The sequence below is a fragment of the Ensifer sp. genome (genome assembly GCF_035999185.1).
Taxonomy (GTDB): domain Bacteria; phylum Pseudomonadota; class Alphaproteobacteria; order Rhizobiales; family Rhizobiaceae; genus Ensifer.
The window spans coordinates 16,383-38,335 of record NZ_DASYHB010000101.1; the positions used below are offsets into that span (position 1 = coordinate 16,383).

Genomic DNA, 21,953 nt, shown 5'->3' on the forward strand with positions numbered 1-21,953 from the left:
GGGGTGGCGCTTTCACGCCGCCCCTTCGCAATTGCGGTTTGCCGCGCCGCCGCCGGGCCGCACGCCGAAAAGCAGGCGCTCGACTTCGCCCAGCGGCTCCAACGCCTCTTCCTCCCCGGCGACATCACCAAGGAACGGATCGAACATCGCCACCGGGCGGCCGGCGGCGCTGAGCGCCATGCACATGAAGCGCGGGCGGCGTGGGGCGCGTGCGGCGTCCGCCATCAGGCAGCCCGCGGCGACCAGCTGGCGAAGGGATCCGCGAGATCGCGCCAGCGTTCGGGACGGAAGCTCTCGTCCGCAATCAGGCAGGCGTCGAGCTCGGCGCGAAGTTTGGCTTCATCCATCGGATCCGCGCCAATGAAGACGATCTCCTGGCGCCGGTCGCCCCAGACCGGATCGATGTAGCGGCCGACCGCCGTCAGGAAGCCGGGTTCACGCGGCCATTGTTCCTGCGGCACGGCGGACCACCAGAGACCCATCTTGCCGGTGCGCACCAGCGGGCCCGCCTGGCTGATCTCGCCGACATAATGCGGGCGGGTCGCGAGCCAGAAGAAGCCCTTGGATCTGAGCACGCCCGGCCAGGACCGATTGAGGAAGGACTGGAAGCGCGTGGGATCAAAGGGGCGGCGGGCGCGATAGACGAATGAGCGGATGCCGTATTCCTCGGTTTCCGGCACGTGCTCCTTGAAACCGTTCAACTCCTTGTACCAGAGCGGATGTTGTTCGGCCTTGACGATGTCGAAGCGGCCGGTTCCGAGAACGTCTCGAAGCTTGACCTTGCCGAAGTCGGTCTCGATCAGCTGCGCATCCGGGTTCAGCCCGACGATGATCTTACGGGCGGCGTCCACCTGTTCCGGCGTGGCGGTGCCGACCTTGTTGAGGACGACGACGTCGGCGAATTCGATCTGCTCGACGAGCAGGTCGACCAGCGTGCGCATGTCGCCTTCACCCGCCGTCTCGCCACGGTCGGCAAGGAAGTCGAGCGAGGAATAGTCGGCCACCAGATTTGCGGCATCGACGACGGTCACCATGGTGTCGAGGCGCGCGACATCGGCGAGGCTCTCGCCGTCCTCGTCGCGAAAATCGAAGGTGGTGGCGACGGGCAGCGGTTCGGAAATGCCGCTCGATTCGATCAGCAGATAGTCGAAGCGGTTCTGTTCGGCGAGGTTGCGGACCTCCTTGAGGAGGTCGTCGCGCAGCGTGCAACAGATGCAGCCATTGGTCATTTCCACCAGCTGCTCTTCGGTGCGCGAAAGATCGGCGCCGCCATCGCGCACCAGCGCGGCGTCGATGTTGACCTCGCTCATGTCGTTGACGATGACGGCGACGCGCAGGCCGTCGCGGTTGGACAGCACGTGATTGAGCAGGGTGGTTTTGCCGGCGCCGAGGAAGCCGGAGAGCACTGTGACGGGAAGCTTTTCCATCGGAGTATCCTATATGTTATACCGTAACGTTTGCTGTGCTAAAAAAAGGCGAGCGCGATCGCCCGCCTCAGCCTGCTGGGAAGGTGGCCTCTGATCGGGAGGCCCCGATGATAAAGGCACGTCCGATACCGCCGTCATTCCTGTGCTCGTCACAGGAAACCAGCTGGCCCAAGTCATTGAGCCGGAAGATTTCCTTTGACCCTGATGGCGTCGGGTCGCTGGATCCCCGCCACAAGGGCGAGGATGACGGAGTGCAGCGGAACCGCGAGCAAGCTTGTCATGCCACGTCTTGCCGGCTGAGGGGCGGGCGCTCAGCACAACGGCGCCAGACGGGCGCCCGCCCGATACCGTCTTGGGAGGACGGATCAGCTGGCCGAGGAGAGGCAGGTCTTCAGCGAGGTGCCGATGCCTTCCATCATCTGGAAATAGAGGTCCGGCCCGCCGTCGAGGGTGCCGGCCTCCGGGTCGAGCGTGCCGGATTTCGCCGGCGTGCCCTCGATCACGACATTGATCAGCTTCGGCTCGAACTGCGGTTCGGCGAAGACGCAGGTTGCGCCCAGTTCCTTGATCTTGGCATGGATCTGCGACAGGCGATCCGCGCCCGGCAGAACCTCGGGGCTGACGGTGATCGAGCCGGCGACGCGCACGTTGTAGCGCTGCTCGAAATACTGATAGGCGTCGTGGAAGACGACGAAGGGCTTGTCCTTCACGGGCGCCACCGTCTCCTTGAGCGTGGCGTCGAGCGCGTCCAGCCGCTTGTTCAGTGCCTCGAGATTGGCCGTGTAGGCGCCGGCATTGTCCGGGTCGGCCTCGACGAGCGTCTTTTCGATCTCGGCGGCCATCGCCTTGGCATTCATGGGATCGAGCCACATATGCAGGTCGGTATCGCCATGGCCGTGGTCATGATGATCGTGGCCATGGTCGTGGGCCGCACCCATTTCGGGCGCCGCGGCGTGATCTTGCTCGGCGTCGCCGTGGGCGTGCTCGTGTCCTTCCTCGCCCTCATGGCCATGGTCGTGCGCCTCGAACGCGCCGCCCTCGCGGAACTTCAGCTTCTCGATGCCTGGCGCTTCGCTGAGTTCAACCACCGTGGCGCCCGTGGTCAGCGTGTCGAGCGGCTTGTCGAGGAAGGCTTCAAGACCCGGACCGACCCAGAACACCACTTTGGCCGCCTGCAAGGCCGCAGCGTTGGAAGGCTTCATGTTGTACGTATGCGGGGAGGCGGCACCCTCGACGATCAGAGACGGCTCGCCAATGCCCTGCATGATCGAGGCGACGAGCGAGTGGATCGGCTTGATCGAAACCACCACATTGGGACCGGCGGCAAGAGCAGGCGAAGCGAGAAGCATGGTGGAGGCGAAAAGCAGGGCGGAAGTCGATTTCATCGGGTTCTCCGGGCTTGAAAGGCGCACCTGGCTTTACCGGCCAGGCACGCTGTCGGGCATGCGAACTATCTCCGCAACAGGCCGTTGAAAGCCTTGAAGCAGCAATGTAATGTTATTACATCAATTGCGTTATGCTATAACGTGTGCGATAGCCAGTGGCAATCACCCAATCGGGAATTTTTTGATGCTGAATGTCCGTTCCCCAGAAACGCTGCCGCTGGTCAATCTCAGCAATGCCGGCGTGCGCCGCAACGGCCGCTGGCTGGTGCGCGGCGTCGAGTTCTCGATCAGCCCGGGCGAAATCGTCACCTTGATCGGGCCGAACGGATCCGGCAAATCGACAACTGCAAAGACCGCGATCGGCGTCATGAAGCCGGATGAGGGCTACGTCGAGCGCAAGCCGGGCCTGAAAGTCGGCTATGTGCCGCAGAAGCTTGCCGTCGACTGGACCCTGCCTTTGACAGTCGAGCGGCTGATGACGCTGACGGGCCCGCTCAAGGGCAGAGAGATCGAAGAGGCGCTGTCGGCGACCGGCGTGCTGCATCTGGCCAAGTCTGAAGTCCAGCATCTGTCGGGTGGCGAGTTCCAGCGGGCGCTGCTCGCGCGTGCTATCGCCCGCAAGCCCGACCTGCTGGTTCTCGACGAGCCGGTGCAGGGGGTCGATTTCAGCGGCGAGATCGCGCTCTATGAACTGATCAAGCAGATCCGCAACCGCACGGGTTGCGGCATTCTCCTGATCTCGCACGACCTGCACATCGTCATGGCGGAAACCGATACGGTCGTTTGTCTGAACGGCCATGTCTGCTGCCGCGGCACGCCGCAGGCCGTCAGCCAGAGCCCGGAATACCAGAAGCTCTTCGGCAGGCGGGCGGCCAATACGCTTGCCGTCTACAGCCACCATCACGACCACACGCACCTGCCGGACGGCCGGGTGCTGCATGCGGATGGATCGATCACCGAACATTGCTACCCCGGCGACGGCCATCACCACGACGAGGAAGAAAACGTGCACGACCACGGCGAGGATTGCGGCTGCGGCCATCACACCCGGTTGCACGGCTATGAGGCCAAGGAGAAGCGCGATGCTTGACGATTTCTTCGTGCGCGCGCTGATCGCCGGCATCGGCATCGCCGTCATGGCCGGGCCGCTTGGCTGCTTCGTCATCTGGCGTCGCATGGCCTATTTCGGCGACACCATGGCGCATTCGGCGCTGCTTGGGGTGGCGCTGTCGCTGCTTCTCGAACTCAATCTGATGGTGAGCGTGTTCATCGTTGCCGCCACCGTATCGGTGCTCTTGCTCTTCCTGCAGCGGCGCGGCGCGCTGTCGACCGATGCGCTGCTCGGCATTCTCTCGCATTCGGCGCTGTCCTTCGGCCTCGTCATCGTCGCCTTCATGACCTGGGTGCGCATCGATCTTGTCGGCTTTCTCTTCGGCGACATCCTCGCGGTCTCGGAATCCGACATCGACATCATCTGGGGTGGCGGCATTCTCGTCATCTTCGCCATCGTCTATCTCTGGCGGCCGCTGCTGGCCTCCACCGTCAATCCGGAGCTGGCCGAAGCCGAGGGGCTGCAGCCTGAGCGTACGCGGCTGTTCTTCATGCTGTTGATGGCACTGGTGATCGCGATCGCGATGAAGATCGTCGGCATTCTCCTGATCACCTCGCTGCTGATCATTCCCGCGGCGACGGCACGGCGCTTCTCGACCTCGCCGGAGGTCATGGCCGTGCTCGCCTCGCTCATCGGTGCGCTTGCGGTCACCGGCGGTCTTTTCGGCTCTCTCCACTGGGATACGCCGTCGGGACCGTCTATCGTCGTTGCAGCCGTTGGGCTTTTCGTTCTGAGTCTGCTACCGATCGGCCGCCGCCAGCACGAGGTGGCGCATCATTCCACGCCTGGAGGGCACCACTGATGGCTACGCCGCAACTGACCAAGAACCAGACGCTGGTGATGGATGCGCTCAGCCATTCCGAAGGGCCGATGAGCGCCTACACCATTCTCGACAAGCTGCGCGATCACGGCTTTCGCGCGCCGCTGCAGGTGTACCGCGCGCTCGAGAAGTTGCTGGAATACGGCATGGTGCACCGGCTGGAGAGCCTGAACGCCTTCGTCGCCTGCACGTGCCCGCATGATCACGAACATGATCACGGCGTCACCGCGTTTACGATCTGCGAGGGCTGCGGCCAGGTGACGGAGTTTCACGACGAGGCAATCGAGCAGCGGCTGACGACGCTGACGCGGGCGCAGAACTTCAAGACCGAGAAGACCACGATCGAGATCCGCGGCCATTGCCAGAGCTGCGCCTGAGGCCGATTCCGCCCGGTGGGGCGGAACCGTTTCCTTCGAACATCTGGCTGGTTCAGTCCAGGCGGGTCAGTTGGGCGGCGTAACGCCGCCAGTTCTCGACATAGTGGTCTGCGGAACGCTTGAGCCCCTCGACCGCGGCCTCGTCCAGCGTGCGGATTGCCTTTGCCGGCGCTCCGACGATCAACGAGTTGTCCGGAAACTCCTTGCCCTCGGTCACCAGCGCATTGGCGCCGACGAGGCAGTTTCGACCGATCTTGGCGCCGTTGAGCACCGTTGCGCCCATGCCGATCAGCGAGTTCTCGCCGATGCTGCAGCCATGGATGATCGCGCCATGGCCGATGGTGCAGCCTTCGCCGATCGTCACCGGAAAACCGGGGTCGACATGGACGACGACGTTCTCCTGGATATTGGTGCGTGCGCCGAGCCGGATCGGTTCGTTGTCGCCGCGCAGCGTCACCCCGAACCAGATGCCGACCTCGTCGCCGATTTCGACCTGGCCTATGACGTTTGCGTCGGGTGCCACCCAGTAGCCGCCGTCCGGCGGCGTCTGTGGGCGACGGGATCCAAGGGCATAGAGTGGCATCGTTCGCCTCCTCGGTCGCTTACAGCACGGTGACGGCGAGCGCTGCGACGCCATCGACGCCGCAGGTCACCTCGTCGCCGCGCACGACAGGGCCGACGCCCGAGGGCGTGCCGGTCATGATGACGTCGCCAGGCGCGAGCGTGAACAGCTTCGACAGTTCCGCGATGATCTCCGGCACCTTCCAGATCATCTGGTCGAGGTCGCCCTGTTGACGCATCTCGCCATTGACCTTCAGCCAGATGTTGCCGTTTGCCGGATGGCCGACCGCTTCGGCCGGGACGACCGCCGAGACCGGGGCGGAATGCTCGAACGCCTTGGCGGCGGCCCAGGGTTTGCCGGCCTTCTTGGCCTCGGCCTGCAGGTCGCGACGGGTGAAGTCGATGCCGACCGCATAGCCGTAGACGCAGTCCAGCGCATCCTCGACGGCGATGTCGCTGCCGCCGCGCTTCAGCGCCACCACGAGTTCGACCTCGTGATGCACGTCCGAGGTCAGCGGCGGGTAGGGGAAGGTGTTGCCGGCGGCGAGCAGATTGTCCGGGTTCTTCTGGAAGAAGAAGGGCGGTTCACGGTCGGGATCATGGCCCATTTCGATGGCGTGGGCAGCGTAGTTGCGGCCGACGCAATAGACCCGGCGAACCGGAAATCCGACAAGGCTGCCGGAAATCGGCAGCAGGACGGGCGGCGGAGGAGGGATGATGGTGTCCATGTTCGTCCGTTATTGGGGTCCCGCCTGTCGAAGACGCAGGCAAGGGCACCGCGGTTGGCCGCGCCTCGTCAACCGGTTTCGGTCAGGCCGGGCGGCGGAGAATCCGGACGTTACTGCATAAAGTCACGAATCGGAATCGATCCGCGGAAAAATTAGACGAAGGATTGAGAAAGGGTTGCTCTATGCGCGCCCGGACGGGCGCGCAGGATCATGGCACCCGGCTGGGCGCCACGACCGGAAGGCTCAGGCGCAATGCGCGTAGGCCTGAAGCTGGGCTCGGGTCAGGAAGCGACCGTCCGAGCGCGAATTGAGCTCGGGGTGGCTGTATTCGAGGCTTGGGACCTGGGGAAGCTCAAGGGCCTGGCGGACGGTCATGATGCCGATATCGCGGCGACCACCTTCACGCTTCACGGTAACTTCAACGATGCGATAGAGATTGCTCTCGCTCATACTGTTCTCTCCCGTATATCGTTTTTTTTGAAATTCCCTTGATAGGGACTAAACGCTCCGAAATTGGTTTTTGTGAGGCACCTCAGAATATAGGCCAGAGAAATGAAGGCTTCGCGACAGAAATCTGACCATTTCTGGGAAATTTATGCGTGTTCAGGCGATAATGTGCCGAAATGATGCAGAAGATGGGCAAATGCCCCGTTTCGCGACGAATGTTTGAAATGCGACTTCAATCAAAAAACTGCGTCTCGCTCGCCAATGGCGAGCGGTCGCCGCTCCCAGCGGCAAGTCCTGTCCGGCGCGCCGGCTGCGCCTCAATGGGTATTCAGGTCGGCTTCCTCAGCGGCCGAGATAAACAGCGATCGGGCCTCCTCGGCCGTGCGGCGGCCATCGATGGCGGCGCGGCAGGCGCTGCGGGCTGCGACGTAATACGGGCCGCGGCGGGGCCAATGGTCTGCCAGGCAGGCGAGGGCATCTGATGGTCCCTTCACCGTGCGGCAATCACCACTGACGAAGTCGAGTTCGATCGGCTGTTTCCAGATGACTTGCATGCGTCTCCTCCTCGAGATCAGTCTCAATGAACATCGGCATTTCGACTGCCGCTCCCTGGCTCCTCTTGAGGGCGCAAGCAGTCCATTTTGCTAATGTAACGCAGGAGTTCGTATTTGTAAGCAGCTTTTCCGTGCCGGACGTCGAGGGCGCAACCAGCAATGTCGTCGGCAGCCAGCGCTCGTTCGCCGGATGCTAGAGGTTGGCGCCGCGTTGCAGTCGTTCGGCAAAGGCGCGACCGGCAATCAGCAGCCGCTTCTCGTTGGTGTTGCCGGCAAGATAGTCGTCGATCAGCATTCTGGCATGGCGGCGCGCCCGTTCTCCGTCACGCGCCCATCCCTGTTCGAGGCAAAGCGCATCGAAGACGCGCTGCAGTCGCTCCATGTCCCCCCTGGACAGGGCAACGCACTGTGTCGCACGCAAAGGGGCCACCTGTTCCTCCCGCACGCCGTGTTTTACCGGTCGTTGGCTCGACTATGGCAGAACACATGGGAATTGGACCCCTCGGGAATGAGGGGTTCGATCGGCCAGACCGAACTTCGCGGGGGCGATCTCAGGCTGCGGGTACGATGCGGTCCACCTTGGTGCGGCGGCCGCCTTCCTCGATGCGGTAATAGTCGGGGCCGATCTGCGCATACTGGTCGCAGCGCCGCCCGCCGTCCTCGAAGGTGATGCAGACCTCGTCGCCTGATATCGTGTAGCTGCCGCCGTCGCGCACTTCGTAGTCGCGATAGCCGTAGCGACCGTCGGCATAGAAGGTGGAGTTGACGCCGTTGAGGGTGTAGCGCAGCGTCTTGCCGACGAGGAAGGCCTGCAAGGCGTCGCCGGACAGCGTCGGCACGGAAGGCGCAACGGGTCTCGGCTTTGCGGCTTCGGGCGTTTCCAGTTCCACCGACTGGCATCCGGCCAACAGAAGCGCAAGGACAACCGCGATCGCACGTTTCATAGAATTTCGTCCTTGTTCCTGCCACCGGTAACGATACAGGAACGCTGCCCTAGTCCTGTCCGATTGCGTCGTCAAGTCCACCAAACGGGCGATTGGGTGAGAAGAGCGTTTTAGAGAGAGCGATAGGCCTCAGCGAACTGGGCCGCGCGCATCTGCGGGCGTGGGCAATGTGGACGTGTCGGCCTAAAGCATATTGCTGGCGACCGCAGCAGCCACGGTGGCGGCCAGTGCCAGCAGCAGAAAGGCGGCGCCGATGATGGTCGCTATTGTGCGCCGGCGCCGTGCGCCGCTCCAATCGTAGCTCATGCTTCGCTCCGATGAGGACTGTGTTGGGGCGGCACAATCTGTGATTCTCATTAACAAATCGGAAACTATCGTGGCGGCGACGGGTGGCGTCGCCGCCTGGGGCTGGTCGCGTCAGCTCCGCATGGAACGCAGCTCCGGGAAGTCGTACCAACGCAACCTCTTGTCATTGCAGCGGGAATCGTAGGTGCTCGCGTCGATGATCTTGCCATCGCGCAAGGCATAGCCGCTCACCTGCAACCGCTGCTGGATCCGCGTTTCCCTCATGCGCACACAGAAGGCGTAGATCTTCGCGCCGGGATCGAGCAGCACGACGCTCGAAATCTCGGCCGTCTTGAGCACCGCGCCACTGGCGCCGACGCTACGGGCGAGATTGACATACTCTTTGCGCACGGCCGCTGTCGGCGGTCGCTGCGACGCGAGGACGGATTCCGGAGCAGGCGGCTGGCAGCCGGAGAGCGAAAAGGCGGCCAGTCCGAGGAGAAGGTATTTCAGCATTGTTTGTTCCCGCGATTGATTTTTCCGCGCAGGTTGTATCCGGCGTGCTCTATTGCTGCAATATCAATCCGTTAAAGGTTTCTCGCTTCGCAATGTCATTGCGCTTCTGGTTGTGGATGGCGGTGGTGAGCGAGCGTCGCCCAAGACGCTCTCGCATTCTTTGGCGTTGCGCTGTATAAGGCGCCGTCCCCTGGGGACGTTTGGCGCCAAGCGGGTGCCAGGATTGAGAGATCCGCCGTGCGGGCTACGACGTGGCCCCGGCGTGAAAAGCCAGAAAACGAGAGTTGATCGAGCATGGCAGAAGGCCGCGCAGAGCCCGGAAACACGGGCAACCGTTCCTATTTCAACGCACCGGTCTTTGCCGTTGCGCCGATGATCGACTGGACGGATCGGCACTACCGGTACTTCGCGCGGCAGCTGTCGCGGCATGCGCTGCTTTATACCGAGATGATTGTTGCCGATGCGATCCTGCGCGGCGACAAGGAGAGGCTGCTCGCTTTTGATGCCTCTGAGCATCCTGTGGCGTTGCAGCTCGGCGGCAACGATCCGGCCAAGATGGCGGAAGCGGCCAAGATCGCTGAAGCCTTTGGCTATGACGAGATCAACATGAATGTCGGCTGCCCGTCGGATCGGGTGCAGTCGGGCACTTTCGGCGCCTGTCTGATGCAGGAGCCGGAGACGGTGGCGGCCTGCGTGGCGGCGATGAAGGCTGCGGTGAAAATCCCGGTCACGGTCAAGTGTCGCATTGGCGTCGACGATCAGGACCCGGAGGTGGCGCTGCGCGCGCTGGTCTCGCGGGTCGTCGATGCCGGCACGGATGCCGTGTGGGTGCATGCGCGCAAGGCCTGGCTGCAGGGCCTGAGCCCGAAGGAGAACCGGGAAATCCCGCCGCTCGACTATGGTCTCGTGCACCGGCTGAAGCAGGAAAATCCCAATCTTTTCATCGGCCTCAATGGCGGTCTTCAGACACTCGGCCAGGCGCTTGATGAGCTGCGGTATCTGGACGGCGTCATGCTCGGCCGGGCGGCCTATCACGACAGCGCACTGCTGACGGCGGCCGACGGACATTTTCCGCACCCGTTGAGCGAGGCGGCGCCGGTGACCTATCAAGGTGCTGCGTTTTCCGAGCGCGGCCATCGCCTCGACCTCGATTTCTGGGCTGACGTCCGGGATGCCATGGCCGACTACGCCGCAGGTCATATCGCCAATGGCGGTCGTCTGATCCATGTGACCCGGCATATGGTCGGCCTGTTCCAGGGCTGGGCTGGCGCACGGCGCTACCGCCAGATCCTGTCTTCCGACGCGACCCGCCAGGGTGCAGGGCCTGCGGTGATCCACGCCGCCTTCGACGCGGTGTTCGAGGCGACGGCGGCAAAGCAGGCGGCGGAGTAGGAAAGACCAGCGAAGCGCTGCGCCCGCCGGGCAAGGCTGCTCCCGTGGGCGTTTATTCGTTGGGGTACAGCGAATGCGACGGTTCGACGTCTACTTCCGTGGCCGGCTTATCGGTCATACGGCGTTTGAGCGGGGCGACCGTTCGATGGGCGTTATCTACGGGGAATTCTTTCCAAACGGCGCATATCATCGTGACATGGCCACCGAAAACAGCCACCTCAGCGTAAGCTTGGGTGACGCGATGATCCGGTGTGAGGGCGTCGCGATCGAGGATTGCTTCGACGAAGCGGACGAAATCGAGGTCGCTGCTTTCGGCGTCTCGTGTCCGACCTATGAGGAGCTGTTTCCGGAGCGCGCGGACGCCGACGATTGGGGATGGCAGAACCCGTAGCCGGGGAAAGCTGTGGTGCGCCGCCCGGGCATGTCTTCAGCAGGCTGCAAAATCCCAAACGAAAACGGCGCCCCTTGCGGAGCGCCGTTTCCAAAACTGTGTCCGACTGGACGATCCGGCTTAGGCAGCCTGGATGTTGACGGCCTTCGGGCCCTTGCCCATGCGATCCGGCTCGGTGTCGAAGGTGACCTGCTGGCCATCCTTGAGCGTTGCGAGGCCAGCGGCCTGAACGGCGGAGATGTGTACGAACACGTCCTTCGCGCCGCCATCCGGCGTGATGAAGCCGAAGCCCTTGTCCTGGTTGAAGAATTTTACGGTGCCCTTAGTGGCCATGGAAGAAGTCCTTTTCCTTCAGTCAAATTGCGGTGCCCGCGCCCCCGTGGGGATGTGGGCATCTCGTCTTCCGCTTGCAAGCGGAAAGGCGTCGAGTGGTCACGATTCGGGGAAAAGACGTCTACGGTGCCGCTGCCGGCGGTCCCGGCACGAAGCCGAGGCCATGTGAAAGTCCAGTCTCCGGGATAGAAATCGCCCGAACGGCGCAAGGAGTGACAGGATTTGTGAAAAAAGGCAAGAGCCTTGTACGCCGCGTCAAGGCACGGCGCGGCCGCGTTCCCGGAGGGTTCGACGCGTTCTTCACCATCCCTTGGCTTGTCTCCAGAAAAACCCGGGACGGCCCGCTTCCCGACACAATTTCGTCCCGAGCGCAACCGAACGTGCGCGCCGCCAACAGGGGCCGGCGCGGCACTTTTCTGCGCGGGGCCGGGGGATCTGTTTCCTTGGATAAGCTTGCGCATCCCCGGGATAAAGCGCAGGTTTTACCGAAAGTTGGTTCCGTCTTCGTCGGCGATGGCGTAGCCATGGCCGCGTTGCGGGTGACGGGGTGTAAGGCCGGGTCGGCTTGGCCGGACGACTGCATCGCAGAGAATGCCGCCGGTTCTGTCGGTTGGCGGAAGTGTAGGACAAAGAGGGGACAGCGTGATCGACCCTTACGAAATGCTTGGACTGGAGCGGGACGCCGACAATCAGGCGATCCGCAACGCCTATCGCAAGGCGGCGAAATCGGCGCATCCGGATTCCGGTGGCGATCCAGAACAGTTTGCGCGGCTGCAGGTGGCCTATGAACTGCTGAAGGATCCGGTGCGCCGCAAGGTCTATGACGATACCGGCTATGATCCGCAGCTCGCCGATGCGCGCGACCTCAAGGGCCTGATGATGCTGGAAACGCTCGTCAACGACTTCATTCTCGACGAGCGCGAGCCCGGCAGCTTCGACCCTGTTGCCGCCATGCGCCGCAAGCTTTCCGACGACATCGTCAAGAGCCGCTTTCATATCCTCGAGCTTGAGCGCCATCGCGCCCGCGTGCGCAAGCATCTCGACCGTCTCGGCCGCCGGCCGGAGACCGACGTGCTCGGCTCGATGCTGCGCGCCCGCTCGCGCTCGATCGCTGAGGCGATCAAGAACACCGATGAGCAGATCAAGACCATCGAGCAGGCCTATGAAATGCTGGAGGGCTACTCCTACGAGCTGGAAGCGCTGGAAATAAAGGCACACGCCGCGGAATAGGGCGCGCTTCCTCTCCGTACACAGGGACGATGGCAACAGGTCACGCGGCCGCATGGCCGCATGACTGCCGGCGTTGATCGGCCACGTTTGCTTCGTCGCGCCGCTGGGCAGCCGTCCCTGCCGGTGGCATAGTCTCCATATTATCCCGGTTGGCCGGGATCCTCGTCGGAGCCTGGAGGCGTGGCATGAGCCGGCGCTCGAACATGCGGGCAGCCTTTCTCCTTCTCGCGGTGGCGCTCGCCGCCTATCTCGCGCTTAGCTACTTCCTGGTGCCTGAACTCTGGATCGTCCATGATGACAACAGGAAGGTTCCGCTCAATCCGATGGTGACATCGACGGAGCAGGGCATTGCCGGCGATCCGATCAATGTCGGGCTGGTCGGCTCCAGGGAGCAGGTCATCCGGGCCTTTGCCGCTGCCGGGTGGGACGCTGCCGACCGGGTTACGCTGCGGTCGTCGGTCGACATCGGCCTCAGCGTCGTACTCGATCGCCCCGATCTCGACGCACCTGTCAGTCCGCTGTTCTACGACGGCCGCAAGCAGGATCTCGCCTTCGAAAAGCCCGTCGGCCGCAGCGCCGACGAGCGCAACCATGTCCGCTTCTGGCAGACAGCGACGCCGGCGGAAGACGGCGGTCCGCTCTGGCTCGGTTCGGCGAGTTTTGATCGCGGCGTGGGCCTCAGCCACGACACCGGCCAGATCACCCACCATATCGGCCCGGATCTCGACGCCGAACGCAATCTGGTCATCGATGACCTCCAGAAAGCCGGGCAGGTGTCGTCGACCTACGAGATCCCCGGCATCGGCGCGACCAAGACCGGCCGCAACGGCGGCGGCGATCCCTATTTCACCGACGGCAAGGCTTTGGTCGGCGTCCTCAAGCCTGTGACTGGAGGAAGCGGTGTGGCGACTGTCAAATGAAGCTCGCCGCTCTCTCCAGCCTCATTTCCAGTGCCCGTCATGGGTTTCAGCAACCGCGTGTTGCACGGAGTGAAGTGTGATCCCGGCATGCGGCCTTTGCCTCTGGAAGGCCAACCCCTCCCTCCGCCGATGCGGGGCGGCAGGGTTCCTGTGACAAGCACAGGAACAGGGTAGTAAAAGAATGCGTGCCATCGCACTCTTGCGATCAAGCTCGCGACGGCGCGTACGCCTGCGGAAGGCGCGGCCGCCGATGGCTGCGCCGCGCCCCACCGCCTTCAAGCCGGCTGGCCCATGAACTGCGACAGTGACGCGAAATCGTCGTGCAGGTGGCCGGCGTCGATCGCGCGGCGGAACACCGCCTCGTAGCCGTCGGTAATCGTCCGGTCGATGCCGCGCGCCTTCATCAGGTCGACCAGATGGTGGAAGGCGCCATAGTGCGGCGAGACGGAGGAGAGCGTTTCGCCGTCGGCGGCGTAGCGTCCGGCGGCGCTGCGCTTGATCAGGTCCGAAACCAGGCCATCGATGACAGGTGCAGTTGCCGCCCATTGCTTGGCGAGCACGCCGAGATCGATCGTCTCTGCGCGCGCGACGGCGATCGCCTGCAGGCCGCCGAACAGAGCACCCCACATCAGCGCCAGCACGGCGCTGTCGAGCGCATTGGCAAGGCCTGGATCCTCGCCGATGAACTGGACATTGCCGCCAAGCGCGCCAAGGGCCGCCCGACTGTGCTCGAAGACGTTTGCCGGGCCGGAGACCAGCAGCGTACCGGCCTCTGTGCCGATGTAATCGGGCGTCGCAAGGATGGCGCCGTCGAGATAGCGCAGGCCATGCCGCTCGGCCCAGGCCTGCGCCTCGCGTGCGCCGTCAGGCGTGCCGGAGGTCAGCTCGATGACCAGCTTGCCTTTGAGGGCGGCGGCGACGGTGCCATTGCGCAGAAGGCTTTCGGTCGCCTGGTAATCGCTGACATTGACGATGACGACCTCGGACGCGGCGACGGCATCGCGCACGCTTGCCGCCACCTCGGCCCCGGCGGCGGCAAGCGGCGCTGCCTTTGCCGCCGTGCGGTTCCACACCGTTGTCGGGTATCCGGCCTTGATGAGCGCATGCGCTAGTGCCGATCCCATCCGTCCCATTCCCAAAACGCTGATTGCAGGTCGCATTCCCAGTCTCCATATCCAGGACGCGGGAGGGCTTCTGTGTGCCAGTCCCGCTTCGATTTCCGACGCGACGCGGTTGTCGTCGCGGCAGAGACGTAAGGTGAGAGAACCGGGGCGCAATACGCACCCGTCGGTAAGCGCTTACCCCAAAGTAAGGGAGGTTTGAGTGACGGATGCCATGGAAAACTGCGGTTTTGCGACCGCGCTGAGGGCGATCGAGGGCAAGTGGAAGGTGGATATTCTCTGTGAACTCGGCAAGGCGGCCCGCCGCTTCGGCCGCCTGCGCCAGGCGATCCCGGCGATCAGCGAGAAAATGCTGGCGCAGCAACTGCGCGAACTCGAAGCCGACGGCCTCGTCGCCCGCACCACCTATCCGGAGATGCCGCCCAAGGTGGTCTATTCGCTGACGGAGCGGGGCGCGGCGCTGAACATGGCGGCGGAGGCGCTGTGTCAGTGGGGCGAGAAGTTCGGCGCTAACGGGGAGACGCGGCCGGAGGCGAGGGTGGCTGCCGTCGGCTAAAGGCACGAAAAGGCCACAGCGGCTGCGCAGGCGCAGCGTCGGTGACCCTGCTCAGAAAGCATCGGCCGGGCCGCTGAGCGAAAGCTCGGGCCGCCGATCCGCGTGGTGCCGCCGCCGATCAGCGCGATCGGTTTGTGGCCGGCCTGCCGCAGCCACCCTAGCGGCATGATCGGCATGAGATGCCCGACATGCAGACTGTCCGCCGTCGCATCGAAGCCGGCAAACACAGGCACGATCCCGGCTGCAAAGTCGCCGTCGACGCCCGCAAGGTCGGTCACCTGGTTGACATAACCGCGCTCGACCAGCGTCCGGGTGATATCCGAGCGCGGCTCAAAGGCATCGGTGGGATTGTCTGTTTGTGTCATCGGTACTCTCCATGGCTATGCCGCCAGGGAGCACTGAACAAAACAAAGCCGCCTGACGGCGGCTTGTTTCAAAGCATGATCGAAACGCGCCGCTCCCTATGGAGACGTCGCATAATAGGTGGCAGCGATGTGCGCGGTCTTGATCATCGTGTGGTTGTAGCGGGGAATGGGAGAGGCGGCAAGGGGAGTGGCTGGCGGGTGCTTGTCAAATGTAAGCGTCTGTGTCTCGTGCCTGACGTATGGCGGCACTTGCGTCACGCAGGCTTTGTATCGCATTGACCCCATACTTTTTACTTAAAACATCAATAAACTCGGGCTCCACGGAATGGATGAATGAAATGTATCCGTACAGCCGTTCGATCGATTCACCGTCGAGCTTACCCAACGTAAAACTATGAACGGCAGCGCGAACTTCTCTCTTTTTGTCCCTTCCGATTGTGATTCGCCCATCATTGGCCAGAGTCAAGCCGGTCACGCTGCGGTGATATTTCGTAGTTATGTAAGTTGTTTTCTCCCTGTTTACTTTCAAATTTGGAAACTCTACGTAATTGATCGCTTTTGAAACGGCTTTTCGTACACCAGTTAGATGTCCCGTTCTGGGTGCCGAGAACGTCAGATCATCCGCGTATCGTGTGTATCGAACTTTGTCCAATGCAACTAACTCACTGATATGTTTGTCAAAGTCAAACATCAGGATATTAGACAGCATCGGCGATGATGGGGCGCCAATAGCAAGGCGAAGTTTCGATCCGCCTTTAGGCCTGTGGAACAATAGAAGGGTCGATAGTCTTCGTTCTTGAGGGTCTTCAAAAAGTTTATTCTTTTGGCAGTATTCGCACCAGTCTCTATCGCTTATCGAAGGAAAGAAATCTTTGAAATCCATTTTGAGAATCGGCCCGAAGCCTGCGTGCTTTGACGCGTTGTCTCGGATGGAACTTCCCGCGCGGTAAGCAGTCGCTGCTTCGTGTATGGGCAGATCGGACAGAAACTCAGAGGCAAATGCGCGTTGGAGTATTTTAAGTTCCTTCGCGGGTTGTGCGATTTTTCGTCGCCCGCCATTTCTCTTGGCGATAGTAAATTCTTTATATCTTTGGGGTGCGCTCACCAAGATGCGTCGAACTGCTATGTGATGTAAACCGCTCGCCGCAACAAGCTTGTCTATTATTTCGCTCATTCTTCAGCCTTTTGCGAGCTCGGCAAACTCGACCACACAGTTGAAACGCGTCTTGTCAGTCTCTTTCCAGTGCTCTCTTATTGTTGCTTGCCAACGCACCCGATCTAAGTCCATCCCGGGTTTGGCCTGGAACTTCACAGCCATCTTCTGAGCCTTTGCAACATAGAAGGTTCGAAAGCCTCGCTTTGTACTTGAGATCCACTCCGCAAAATCCGCGCAAACAAGGAAGTTTAGTATTCTTTCCTTGTTGCAATTTATTCCCAGGCAATATAAGGCAACGTCTATTTCATCAAAAGTCAATGCGCCGTAAAGCTGTATTAATCCTACGATAAGTTTTATTAAATGTCCGTTGTTATCTCTGTTAAATGTAGAATGATTTGGTATCTCTCTTGTTCGTTCTTTTATGGATTGCTCTAGTATGTATGTAAATTCTTTTATATCTAACTTATCGAGCCGATCTATTCTTTCAACGCCAATATCTTTGCGTGAAAGCACGCAAACAGCACTTTCTCCAATTGAATTTTGCAAGGAAAGGAGGGGGCCAAGCTTGATAAACGAGTTTTCTTCAAATCTCTTGTCGTCAACTACAACGAGCATCCGCTGAGAGATCTCTGGAAGCACAGCAAAAGCGCCAAGTTCGGCTGCGCTGCCGTAACTTTCAGAAAAAACTAAGATTAAGCTAGATATCTGAGCGATATCAGATTCGAGGGTTAACAAGTCTCGGTAGGTGCCTTTTGGGAAAAAGGCATTAAGACCTTCAGCCAGAACGGCGTTGTACTTATCGAACGGTTTATCGTGCGCGACTCGCATAAAGGCTTCGCGCAACGAAGGCGGAGGTTGCACTGCTGGATCAATCGTCCCGCCGCAAACGAATAGAATAGAGGTTGGCTGATAGACCCGAATGTTGTTCGGGTCTATCAGTGTTAAGATGCTCTCTATTTCGAGGCTATCAATCACTTACCTAAGGCTCGGAAGGAAATGTGAGCTGTCCGAGCGGAGCGACCGATTTATCGGACGGATAGATCGCATATCCTTCCGAGCCGAATAAAAGCGGTCAATCGATTGAGGTCTAGCGAAACGCCCGACCGAGCCATGAAGCCAATCGCGTAAGTAATTCATAGTCTTTTGTAGCCTGATTCGAGTCAATCTGATTTTCGTCGTTCGCACGGCCCAGCGCAAGACGGTTGCGGTCAGCGCTTTAACTACTTGTGGATTAAATCGAGATTGCTGGCTGGCGGGCATGATCTTACCATCCTGGCTCCGCCCTCTCTTCGGTGCGGCCCTTCTACCGCTTCTGATCCACCGGTCTTCAAAAGTGCCGGTGAGATCGGTTTTTCCGGAACATGGGCGGGCACCGACTTTTCGGTGCGACCAACGATCATTTGCTCCAGCGCGTTTCTGTTGAAGAGCGAACGTTCCGCGCCCGAACCACGTGACCTTCTCTGATTGCGAGGCCCGCTCTAGATTAACTACCGCCCTGGCCGCCCCGTCTTACCCTTCGTCCGCCCCTTCTGCCGCTTCTGATCCACCGGGTCCTCGTAGGACCCGACACCCGGTTTCGCCCGGGTGAGGATCGGTTTTTCGGGCACGTGGCCGATAACAGGTTTTTCGGCGCGGCCGACGGTCTTTTCATCCAGCGTTTTCCGACGGAACAGTGATTTGTCCACGCCGGCGGGAGTGGCGACGTCGCGGCCCATTTCGTTGAGGTCGGGCTTGCGGAACAGCGGGGTTTCTGTGTCGGTGCCCGGGCCCATGTCGTCGAGAGATGGTTTCTGGGGAGGAGGAGGGCTTACCCCCCTCTGTCCTGCCGGACATCTCCCCACAGGGGGGGGGATTGTGCTGGGCTCGCCCTTGCCCGACCTCTTATCGCCTACCTCTAACGTTTCCAGCGGCCGCCGAAGTGGCCGAGAACGAACAAGAGGCTGAGCTGCGTCGTCTTGAAGGCGCCATAACCTAGCGCCGAGATTATCAAATAAAACAGGATTGGGTGTTCGGCGGCGGTCAGCGTATGGTGGCCGGGCAGCTCACCCGCGATGAAACGCGATATCACAAAGCCGGCGAAGACTGGGCCGATTAACACCATCCCGACAACGGCAGCGGCGCTTCTCAATCGATCAGTTTGCGGAGATTGATCCGGCTTCTCTGCGTTCGTTATGCAAACCCCTCCGTCGAAGTTCTATCTCACCGTCCCGGCCGCCCTGTCTTCCCCTTCGTCCGCCCCTTTTGCCGCTTCTGGTCCGCCGGATCCTCATAGGAGCCCACACCCGGCTTCGCCCGGGTGAGGATCGGCTTCTCCGGCACATGACCGACCACCGGCTTTTCGGTGCGGCCGACGGTCATTTCGTCGAGGGTGTTCCGGCGGAACAGCGATTTGTCCGCGCCGGCGGGGGTGGCGACATCGCGGCCCATTTCGTCGAGGTCGGGCTTGCGGAACAGTGGGGTTTCCGTGTCGGTGCCCGGGCCCATGTCGTCGAGGGACGGCTTCTGGAAGAGGGACTTGTCGTCCGTGGGCTTGGATCCTCGGGTTGAACCCGAGGACGAGGATGACGGAGAGGATGGAGATGCCGGGGAGGAGCCGGACCGCTTGCCACCCTCCTGCGATTTCGCCTCTTCGCGCGCCATCGGGTCGTCCATCGCTGCCAGTTCGGCGGCCTTGAGGCGTTTGATTTCGTCGCGGAGGCGCGCGGCCTTTTCGAAGTCGAGGTCGGCGGCGGCGTCGCGCATCTGTTTTTCGAGCGCGTTGAGGTGTGCCTGCAGGTTGTTGCCGACGAGGTGGCCGCCGTCGGCAAAGCCCTTGCCGGCGACGCCGGAGATGTCGGCGCGGACGTGGTCCTTCTCGTAGACCGAGTCGAGGATGTCGGAGATCTTTGCCTTCACCGATTCCGGGGTGATGCCGTTGGCCTCGTTGTAGGCCATCTGCTTTTCGCGGCGGCGGCTGGTCTCGTCCATGGCGCGCTGCATCGAGCCGGTGATCTGGTCGGCATAGAGGATGACCTTGCCGTCGACGTTACGGGCGGCGCGGCCAATGGTCTGAACCAGCGAGGTCTCGGAGCGCAGGAACCCTTCCTTGTCGGCGTCGAGGATGGCGACGAAGCCGCATTCGGGGATGTCGAGGCCTTCACGCAGAAGGTTGATGCCGACGAGCACGTCGAAGGCGCCGAGACGCAGGTCGCGGATGATCTCGATGCGCTCCAGCGTGTCGATGTCGGAGTGCATGTAGCGCACGCGAATGCCCTGTTCGTGCAGGTATTCGGTGAGGTCCTCGGCCATGCGCTTGGTAAGCACGGTGACCAGCGTGCGGTAGCCGGCGGCCGCCGTCTCGCGGATTTCGCCAAGCACGTCGTCGACCTGGGTTTTCGCCGAGCGCACTTCCACCGGCGGGTCGATCAGGCCGGTCGGGCGGATGACCTGTTCGGCAAAGACGCCGCCGGACTGTTCCAGTTCCCAGGAGCCGGGCGTCGCAGACACGGCGATCGTATCCGGGCGCATCGCGTCCCATTCCTCGAAGCGAAGCGGGCGGTTGTCCATGCAGGAGGGCAGGCGGAAGCCGTATTCGGCCAGCGTCGCCTTGCGGCGGAAGTCGCCGCGATACATGCCGCCGATCTGGCTGACGGAAACGTGGCTTTCGTCGATGAACAGCAGCGCGTTGTCGGGGATGTATTCGAACAGCGTCGGCGGCGGCTCACCGGGATTGCGGCCGGTGAGGTAGCGCGAATAGTTCTCGATGCCTGCGCAGGAGCCGGTCGCCTCCAGCATTTCGATGTCGTAGCGGGTGCGCTGCTCAAGCCGCTGGGCTTCGAGCAGGCGGCCGCCCTTTTCCAGTTCGGCGAGGCGATGCACCAGCTCTTCCTTGATCGCCTTGATGGCGCCGTTCAGCGTCGGGCGCGGCGTGACATAGTGCGAGTTGGCGTAGATCTTGACCGACTTCAGGTCGCCGGTCTTCTGCCCGGTCAGCGGATCGAACTCGGTAATGGCGTCGATCTCGTCGCCGAACATGGAGATGCGCCAGGCGGCATCCTCCAGGTGGGCCGGGAAGATCTCGATGGTGTCGCCGCGCACGCGAAAAGAGCCGCGCTGGAAATCCATGTCGCGGCGCTTGTACTGCTGCGCCACCAGGTCGGCGAGCAGCTGGCGCTGGTCGAGCCGGTCGCCGACGCTCATCTGGAAGGTCATGGCGGTATAGGTCTCGACCGAGCCGATACCGTAGATGCAGGAGACCGAGGCGACGATGATGCAGTCGTCGCGCTCGAGCAGCGAGCGGGTGGCCGAGTGGCGCATGCGGTCGATCTGTTCGTTGATCGAGGATTCCTTCTCGATGAAGGTATCCGAGCGCGGCACATAGGCTTCCGGCTGGTAGTAGTCGTAGTAGGAGACGAAGTACTCGACCGCGTTGTCCGGGAAGAAGTTCTTGAATTCGGAATAGAGCTGGGCGGCAAGCGTCTTGTTCGGTGCGAGGATGACGGCGGGGCGCTGGGTCGCCTCGATCACCTTGGCCATGGTGAAGGTCTTGCCGGAGCCGGTGACGCCGAGCAGCACCTGGCTGCGCTCGCCGGAATTCAGGCCCTCGACCAGATCGGCGATCGCCGTCGGCTGGTCGCCGGCCGGCTGGTATTCCGACGCCATGCGGATTTCGACGCCGCCTTCGGATTTCGGCGGGCGTGCCGGGCGGTGCGGCGTCCAGAGCTTGCCGTCCTTGAAGAGGGGATTGCCGCTCTCGATCAGCGCTGACAGCGCTTCGACCGTGGCGGTGACGCCGGATTTCGAGGTCAGCTTGTCGGCGTCCTCCAGCGACACGTCGAGACCGGCGACCGGGTTGAGGCCGGCGGCGGCGCGGGTCTTCGGGTCGGTCGAGCCGCCCATTGACGTGCCACGGGCCGACTTGCTGCCGACGATCTCGACCTTGCCCTTCTTGCCGGCCTTCTTCGGCTGTGCCTCGTCATCCGCGCCCGCAGCCTTGCGCGCCGCCTTGGAGGCGGCGATCTCCACCGTCTTGCGGTGCTTGCCGGCCTTGGAGGCGATCTGGCGTTGGCTTTCGAAGGCGGTGGCTTCCGCTTCCGCCTCGAGCTGCTTCACCCAGTCGGAGACGTTGCCGCTGAGCGGCGCACCGGAAAACGGCGCCTGCGGCGCTTCTTCGAAACCGGACGGGGAGGAGGGCTTCTGCGGGGCATTCTTCGGAGCTTTGGTCATGGCGGGGAATATGGAGAGAGTCCGGTCGAAAGAAAAGGGGGCGAGTGAGTACAAAAAGGCAACATTTAATGCCTCGTCGGTTGCGAATCTTCGGAGGGTGCGCCAGGGTTGTTGCGGTCCAGGGGAACT

At 62.0% G+C, this 21,953-nt stretch carries 26 protein-coding genes and 1 pseudogene; 8 read left to right on the forward strand and 19 right to left on the reverse strand.

Translation table 11 applies throughout. The features are described 5' to 3' along the window. Positions 1 to 12 precede the first annotated feature (12 nt). The 3 genes from VGO04_RS10660 to znuA all read right to left on the reverse strand — a co-directional run bounded on the left by VGO04_RS10660 (position 13) and on the right by znuA (position 2,812). Complete coding sequence (locus VGO04_RS10660) at positions 13 to 225, reverse strand: hypothetical protein (protein ID WP_327495926.1); 213 nt, start codon at positions 223 to 225, stop codon at positions 13 to 15. Further along, positions 225 to 1,427, reverse strand: a complete 1,203-nt coding sequence (zigA, locus tag VGO04_RS10665; protein ID WP_327495927.1) for a zinc metallochaperone GTPase ZigA — start codon at positions 1,425 to 1,427, stop codon at positions 225 to 227. The genes VGO04_RS10660 and zigA overlap by 1 nt, the downstream gene beginning before the upstream one ends. 365 nt (positions 1,428 to 1,792) lie before the next feature. After that, positions 1,793 to 2,812 carry a zinc ABC transporter substrate-binding protein ZnuA gene (znuA, locus tag VGO04_RS10670; protein WP_327495928.1) on the reverse strand — a complete coding sequence of 340 codons (1,020 nt, stop codon included), beginning with the start codon at positions 2,810 to 2,812 and terminating at the stop codon, positions 1,793 to 1,795. Positions 2,813 to 2,996: 184 nt separating this feature from the next. Between znuA and VGO04_RS10675 the strand changes: the two genes are divergently transcribed. Genes VGO04_RS10675 through VGO04_RS10685 form a run of 3 tightly spaced genes read left to right on the forward strand, consistent with a single transcriptional unit; the run spans position 2,997 to position 5,120 of the window. Continuing rightward, on the forward strand, positions 2,997 to 3,902 hold the full coding sequence (locus VGO04_RS10675; protein WP_327495929.1) for a metal ABC transporter ATP-binding protein: 906 nt from the start codon (positions 2,997 to 2,999) through the stop codon (positions 3,900 to 3,902). Next, positions 3,895 to 4,725, forward strand: coding sequence for a zinc ABC transporter permease subunit ZnuB (znuB, locus tag VGO04_RS10680; protein WP_327495930.1), 831 nt, complete (start codon positions 3,895 to 3,897; stop codon positions 4,723 to 4,725). Before VGO04_RS10675 ends, znuB begins: the two co-directional genes overlap by 8 nt. Next, the gene (locus VGO04_RS10685; RefSeq protein WP_327495931.1) at positions 4,725 to 5,120 is read left to right on the forward strand and encodes a Fur family transcriptional regulator; all 396 of its coding nucleotides are present in this window, start codon (positions 4,725 to 4,727) and stop codon (positions 5,118 to 5,120) included. Before znuB ends, VGO04_RS10685 begins: the two co-directional genes overlap by 1 nt. A gap of 52 nt (positions 5,121 to 5,172) precedes the next feature. On the opposite strand, the gene VGO04_RS10690 is transcribed toward VGO04_RS10685, so the two are convergent. The 8 genes from VGO04_RS10690 to VGO04_RS10725 all read right to left on the reverse strand — a co-directional run bounded on the left by VGO04_RS10690 (position 5,173) and on the right by VGO04_RS10725 (position 9,155). Next, entirely contained in the window at positions 5,173 to 5,703 is a 531-nt protein-coding gene (locus tag VGO04_RS10690; protein WP_327495932.1) for a gamma carbonic anhydrase family protein, read from the reverse strand. Positions 5,704 to 5,722: 19 nt separating this feature from the next. Beyond that, positions 5,723 to 6,409, reverse strand: a complete 687-nt coding sequence (locus VGO04_RS10695) for a fumarylacetoacetate hydrolase family protein (RefSeq protein WP_327495933.1) — start codon at positions 6,407 to 6,409, stop codon at positions 5,723 to 5,725. Between the two features lie 243 nt (positions 6,410 to 6,652). Beyond that, positions 6,653 to 6,859 carry a hypothetical protein gene (locus VGO04_RS10700; RefSeq protein ID WP_327495934.1) on the reverse strand — a complete coding sequence of 69 codons (207 nt, stop codon included), beginning with the start codon at positions 6,857 to 6,859 and terminating at the stop codon, positions 6,653 to 6,655. A gap of 314 nt (positions 6,860 to 7,173) precedes the next feature. Continuing rightward, on the reverse strand, positions 7,174 to 7,410 hold the full coding sequence (locus tag VGO04_RS10705; RefSeq protein ID WP_327495935.1) for a DUF982 domain-containing protein: 237 nt from the start codon (positions 7,408 to 7,410) through the stop codon (positions 7,174 to 7,176). Between the two features lie 193 nt (positions 7,411 to 7,603). Then, positions 7,604 to 7,792, reverse strand: coding sequence for a hypothetical protein (locus tag VGO04_RS10710; RefSeq protein ID WP_327495936.1), 189 nt, complete (start codon positions 7,790 to 7,792; stop codon positions 7,604 to 7,606). Positions 7,793 to 7,961: 169 nt separating this feature from the next. Continuing rightward, positions 7,962 to 8,354 carry a hypothetical protein gene (locus tag VGO04_RS10715; protein ID WP_327495937.1) on the reverse strand — a complete coding sequence of 131 codons (393 nt, stop codon included), beginning with the start codon at positions 8,352 to 8,354 and terminating at the stop codon, positions 7,962 to 7,964. 183 nt (positions 8,355 to 8,537) lie between these two features. Beyond that, positions 8,538 to 8,660 (reverse strand): hypothetical protein, encoded by a 123-nt coding sequence (locus tag VGO04_RS10720; RefSeq protein WP_327495938.1) that lies wholly within the window; start codon positions 8,658 to 8,660, stop codon positions 8,538 to 8,540. Positions 8,661 to 8,771: 111 nt separating this feature from the next. Next, positions 8,772 to 9,155: a hypothetical protein gene (locus VGO04_RS10725; protein ID WP_327495939.1), complete on the reverse strand. Its 384-nt coding sequence runs from the start codon at positions 9,153 to 9,155 to the stop codon at positions 8,772 to 8,774. A 294-nt stretch (positions 9,156 to 9,449) separates the two neighbouring features. Here VGO04_RS10725 and dusA point away from each other — a divergent pair, with 294 nt between their 5' ends. Together dusA and VGO04_RS10735 are read left to right on the forward strand one after the other, a co-directional pair. Next, entirely contained in the window at positions 9,450 to 10,547 is a 1,098-nt protein-coding gene (gene dusA / locus VGO04_RS10730) for a tRNA dihydrouridine(20/20a) synthase DusA (RefSeq protein ID WP_327495940.1), read from the forward strand. A 73-nt stretch (positions 10,548 to 10,620) separates the two neighbouring features. Then, positions 10,621 to 10,938: a hypothetical protein gene (locus VGO04_RS10735; RefSeq protein WP_327495941.1), complete on the forward strand. Its 318-nt coding sequence runs from the start codon at positions 10,621 to 10,623 to the stop codon at positions 10,936 to 10,938. A 120-nt stretch (positions 10,939 to 11,058) separates the two neighbouring features. On the opposite strand, the gene VGO04_RS10740 is transcribed toward VGO04_RS10735, so the two are convergent. After that, a complete protein-coding gene (locus VGO04_RS10740) occupies positions 11,059 to 11,271 on the reverse strand; it encodes a cold-shock protein (RefSeq protein ID WP_065774817.1) in 213 nt (70 codons plus the stop codon). 591 nt (positions 11,272 to 11,862) lie between these two features. On the opposite strand from VGO04_RS10740, the gene VGO04_RS10745 reads away from it, so the two are divergent. Continuing rightward, positions 11,863 to 12,501 carry a J domain-containing protein gene (locus tag VGO04_RS10745; RefSeq protein WP_327495942.1) on the forward strand — a complete coding sequence of 213 codons (639 nt, stop codon included), beginning with the start codon at positions 11,863 to 11,865 and terminating at the stop codon, positions 12,499 to 12,501. 185 nt (positions 12,502 to 12,686) lie between these two features. Continuing rightward, a complete protein-coding gene (locus VGO04_RS10750; protein ID WP_327495943.1) occupies positions 12,687 to 13,421 on the forward strand; it encodes an LssY C-terminal domain-containing protein in 735 nt (244 codons plus the stop codon). Positions 13,422 to 13,696: 275 nt separating this feature from the next. Here VGO04_RS10750 and VGO04_RS10755 read toward each other — a convergent pair whose 3' ends face one another. Continuing rightward, positions 13,697 to 14,581, reverse strand: a complete 885-nt coding sequence (locus VGO04_RS10755) for an NAD(P)-dependent oxidoreductase (RefSeq protein ID WP_327495945.1) — start codon at positions 14,579 to 14,581, stop codon at positions 13,697 to 13,699. A 163-nt stretch (positions 14,582 to 14,744) separates the two neighbouring features. Between VGO04_RS10755 and VGO04_RS10760 the strand changes: the two genes are divergently transcribed. Then, on the forward strand, positions 14,745 to 15,098 hold the full coding sequence (locus VGO04_RS10760; protein ID WP_327495946.1) for a helix-turn-helix domain-containing protein: 354 nt from the start codon (positions 14,745 to 14,747) through the stop codon (positions 15,096 to 15,098). On the opposite strand, the gene VGO04_RS10765 is transcribed toward VGO04_RS10760, so the two are convergent. The 6 genes and pseudogenes from VGO04_RS10765 to uvrB form a co-directional block, all read right to left on the reverse strand. After that, positions 15,095 to 15,463, reverse strand: coding sequence for a hypothetical protein (locus tag VGO04_RS10765; RefSeq protein ID WP_327495947.1), 369 nt, complete (start codon positions 15,461 to 15,463; stop codon positions 15,095 to 15,097). The two genes, VGO04_RS10760 and VGO04_RS10765, sit on opposite strands and share 4 nt — an antisense overlap. Before the next feature lie 205 nt (positions 15,464 to 15,668). After that, the gene (locus VGO04_RS10770; protein WP_327495948.1) at positions 15,669 to 16,637 is read right to left on the reverse strand and encodes a retron St85 family RNA-directed DNA polymerase; all 969 of its coding nucleotides are present in this window, start codon (positions 16,635 to 16,637) and stop codon (positions 15,669 to 15,671) included. Positions 16,638 to 16,640: 3 nt separating this feature from the next. Further along, on the reverse strand, positions 16,641 to 17,594 hold the full coding sequence (locus VGO04_RS10775) for a retron St85 family effector protein (protein WP_327495949.1): 954 nt from the start codon (positions 17,592 to 17,594) through the stop codon (positions 16,641 to 16,643). Between the two features lie 512 nt (positions 17,595 to 18,106). Then, a pseudogene (locus VGO04_RS32945) lies at positions 18,107 to 18,583 on the reverse strand (excinuclease ABC subunit UvrB); the annotation flags it as partial. Continuing rightward, entirely contained in the window at positions 18,514 to 18,720 is a 207-nt protein-coding gene (locus tag VGO04_RS10785) for a hypothetical protein (RefSeq protein ID WP_327495950.1), read from the reverse strand. The pseudogene VGO04_RS32945 and the gene VGO04_RS10785, both read right to left, overlap by 70 nt. Positions 18,721 to 18,818: 98 nt before the next feature. Then, positions 18,819 to 21,824 (reverse strand): excinuclease ABC subunit UvrB, encoded by a 3,006-nt coding sequence (gene uvrB, locus VGO04_RS10790; protein ID WP_327495951.1) that lies wholly within the window; start codon positions 21,822 to 21,824, stop codon positions 18,819 to 18,821. Positions 21,825 to 21,953: the final 129 nt, after the last annotated feature.

Bases quoted from the DNA above. Each gene is read 5' to 3' on its own strand.
- VGO04_RS10750 (WP_327495943.1), top strand. From the start codon at position 12,687: ATGAGCCGGCGCTCGAACATGCGGGCAGCCTTTCTCCTTCTCGCGGTG.
- VGO04_RS10755 (WP_327495945.1), bottom strand. From the start codon at position 14,581: ATGCGACCTGCAATCAGCGTTTTGGGAATGGGACGGATGGGATCGGCA.
- VGO04_RS10725 (WP_327495939.1), bottom strand. From the start codon at position 9,155: ATGCTGAAATACCTTCTCCTCGGACTGGCCGCCTTTTCGCTCTCCGGC.
- VGO04_RS10785 (WP_327495950.1), bottom strand. From the start codon at position 18,720: ATGGTGTTAATCGGCCCAGTCTTCGCCGGCTTTGTGATATCGCGTTTC.
- VGO04_RS10685 (WP_327495931.1), top strand. From the start codon at position 4,725: ATGGCTACGCCGCAACTGACCAAGAACCAGACGCTGGTGATGGATGCG.
- VGO04_RS10700 (WP_327495934.1), bottom strand. From the start codon at position 6,859: ATGAGCGAGAGCAATCTCTATCGCATCGTTGAAGTTACCGTGAAGCGT.
- VGO04_RS10745 (WP_327495942.1), top strand. From the start codon at position 11,863: ATGCCGCCGGTTCTGTCGGTTGGCGGAAGTGTAGGACAAAGAGGGGAC.
- uvrB (WP_327495951.1), bottom strand. From the start codon at position 21,824: ATGACCAAAGCTCCGAAGAATGCCCCGCAGAAGCCCTCCTCCCCGTCC.
- VGO04_RS10705 (WP_327495935.1), bottom strand. From the start codon at position 7,410: ATGCAAGTCATCTGGAAACAGCCGATCGAACTCGACTTCGTCAGTGGT.
- VGO04_RS10675 (WP_327495929.1), top strand. From the start codon at position 2,997: ATGCTGAATGTCCGTTCCCCAGAAACGCTGCCGCTGGTCAATCTCAGC.
- dusA (WP_327495940.1), top strand. From the start codon at position 9,450: ATGGCAGAAGGCCGCGCAGAGCCCGGAAACACGGGCAACCGTTCCTAT.
- VGO04_RS10770 (WP_327495948.1), bottom strand. From the start codon at position 16,637: ATGAGCGAAATAATAGACAAGCTTGTTGCGGCGAGCGGTTTACATCAC.
- VGO04_RS10660 (WP_327495926.1), bottom strand. From the start codon at position 225: ATGGCGGACGCCGCACGCGCCCCACGCCGCCCGCGCTTCATGTGCATG.
- VGO04_RS10735 (WP_327495941.1), top strand. From the start codon at position 10,621: ATGCGACGGTTCGACGTCTACTTCCGTGGCCGGCTTATCGGTCATACG.
- VGO04_RS10720 (WP_327495938.1), bottom strand. From the start codon at position 8,660: ATGAGCTACGATTGGAGCGGCGCACGGCGCCGGCGCACAATAGCGACC.
- znuA (WP_327495928.1), bottom strand. From the start codon at position 2,812: ATGAAATCGACTTCCGCCCTGCTTTTCGCCTCCACCATGCTTCTCGCT.
- VGO04_RS10690 (WP_327495932.1), bottom strand. From the start codon at position 5,703: ATGCCACTCTATGCCCTTGGATCCCGTCGCCCACAGACGCCGCCGGAC.
- zigA (WP_327495927.1), bottom strand. From the start codon at position 1,427: ATGGAAAAGCTTCCCGTCACAGTGCTCTCCGGCTTCCTCGGCGCCGGC.
- VGO04_RS10715 (WP_327495937.1), bottom strand. From the start codon at position 8,354: ATGAAACGTGCGATCGCGGTTGTCCTTGCGCTTCTGTTGGCCGGATGC.
- VGO04_RS10710 (WP_327495936.1), bottom strand. From the start codon at position 7,792: ATGGAGCGACTGCAGCGCGTCTTCGATGCGCTTTGCCTCGAACAGGGA.
- VGO04_RS10740 (WP_065774817.1), bottom strand. From the start codon at position 11,271: ATGGCCACTAAGGGCACCGTAAAATTCTTCAACCAGGACAAGGGCTTC.
- VGO04_RS10695 (WP_327495933.1), bottom strand. From the start codon at position 6,409: ATGGACACCATCATCCCTCCTCCGCCGCCCGTCCTGCTGCCGATTTCC.
- znuB (WP_327495930.1), top strand. From the start codon at position 3,895: ATGCTTGACGATTTCTTCGTGCGCGCGCTGATCGCCGGCATCGGCATC.
- VGO04_RS10765 (WP_327495947.1), bottom strand. From the start codon at position 15,463: ATGACACAAACAGACAATCCCACCGATGCCTTTGAGCCGCGCTCGGAT.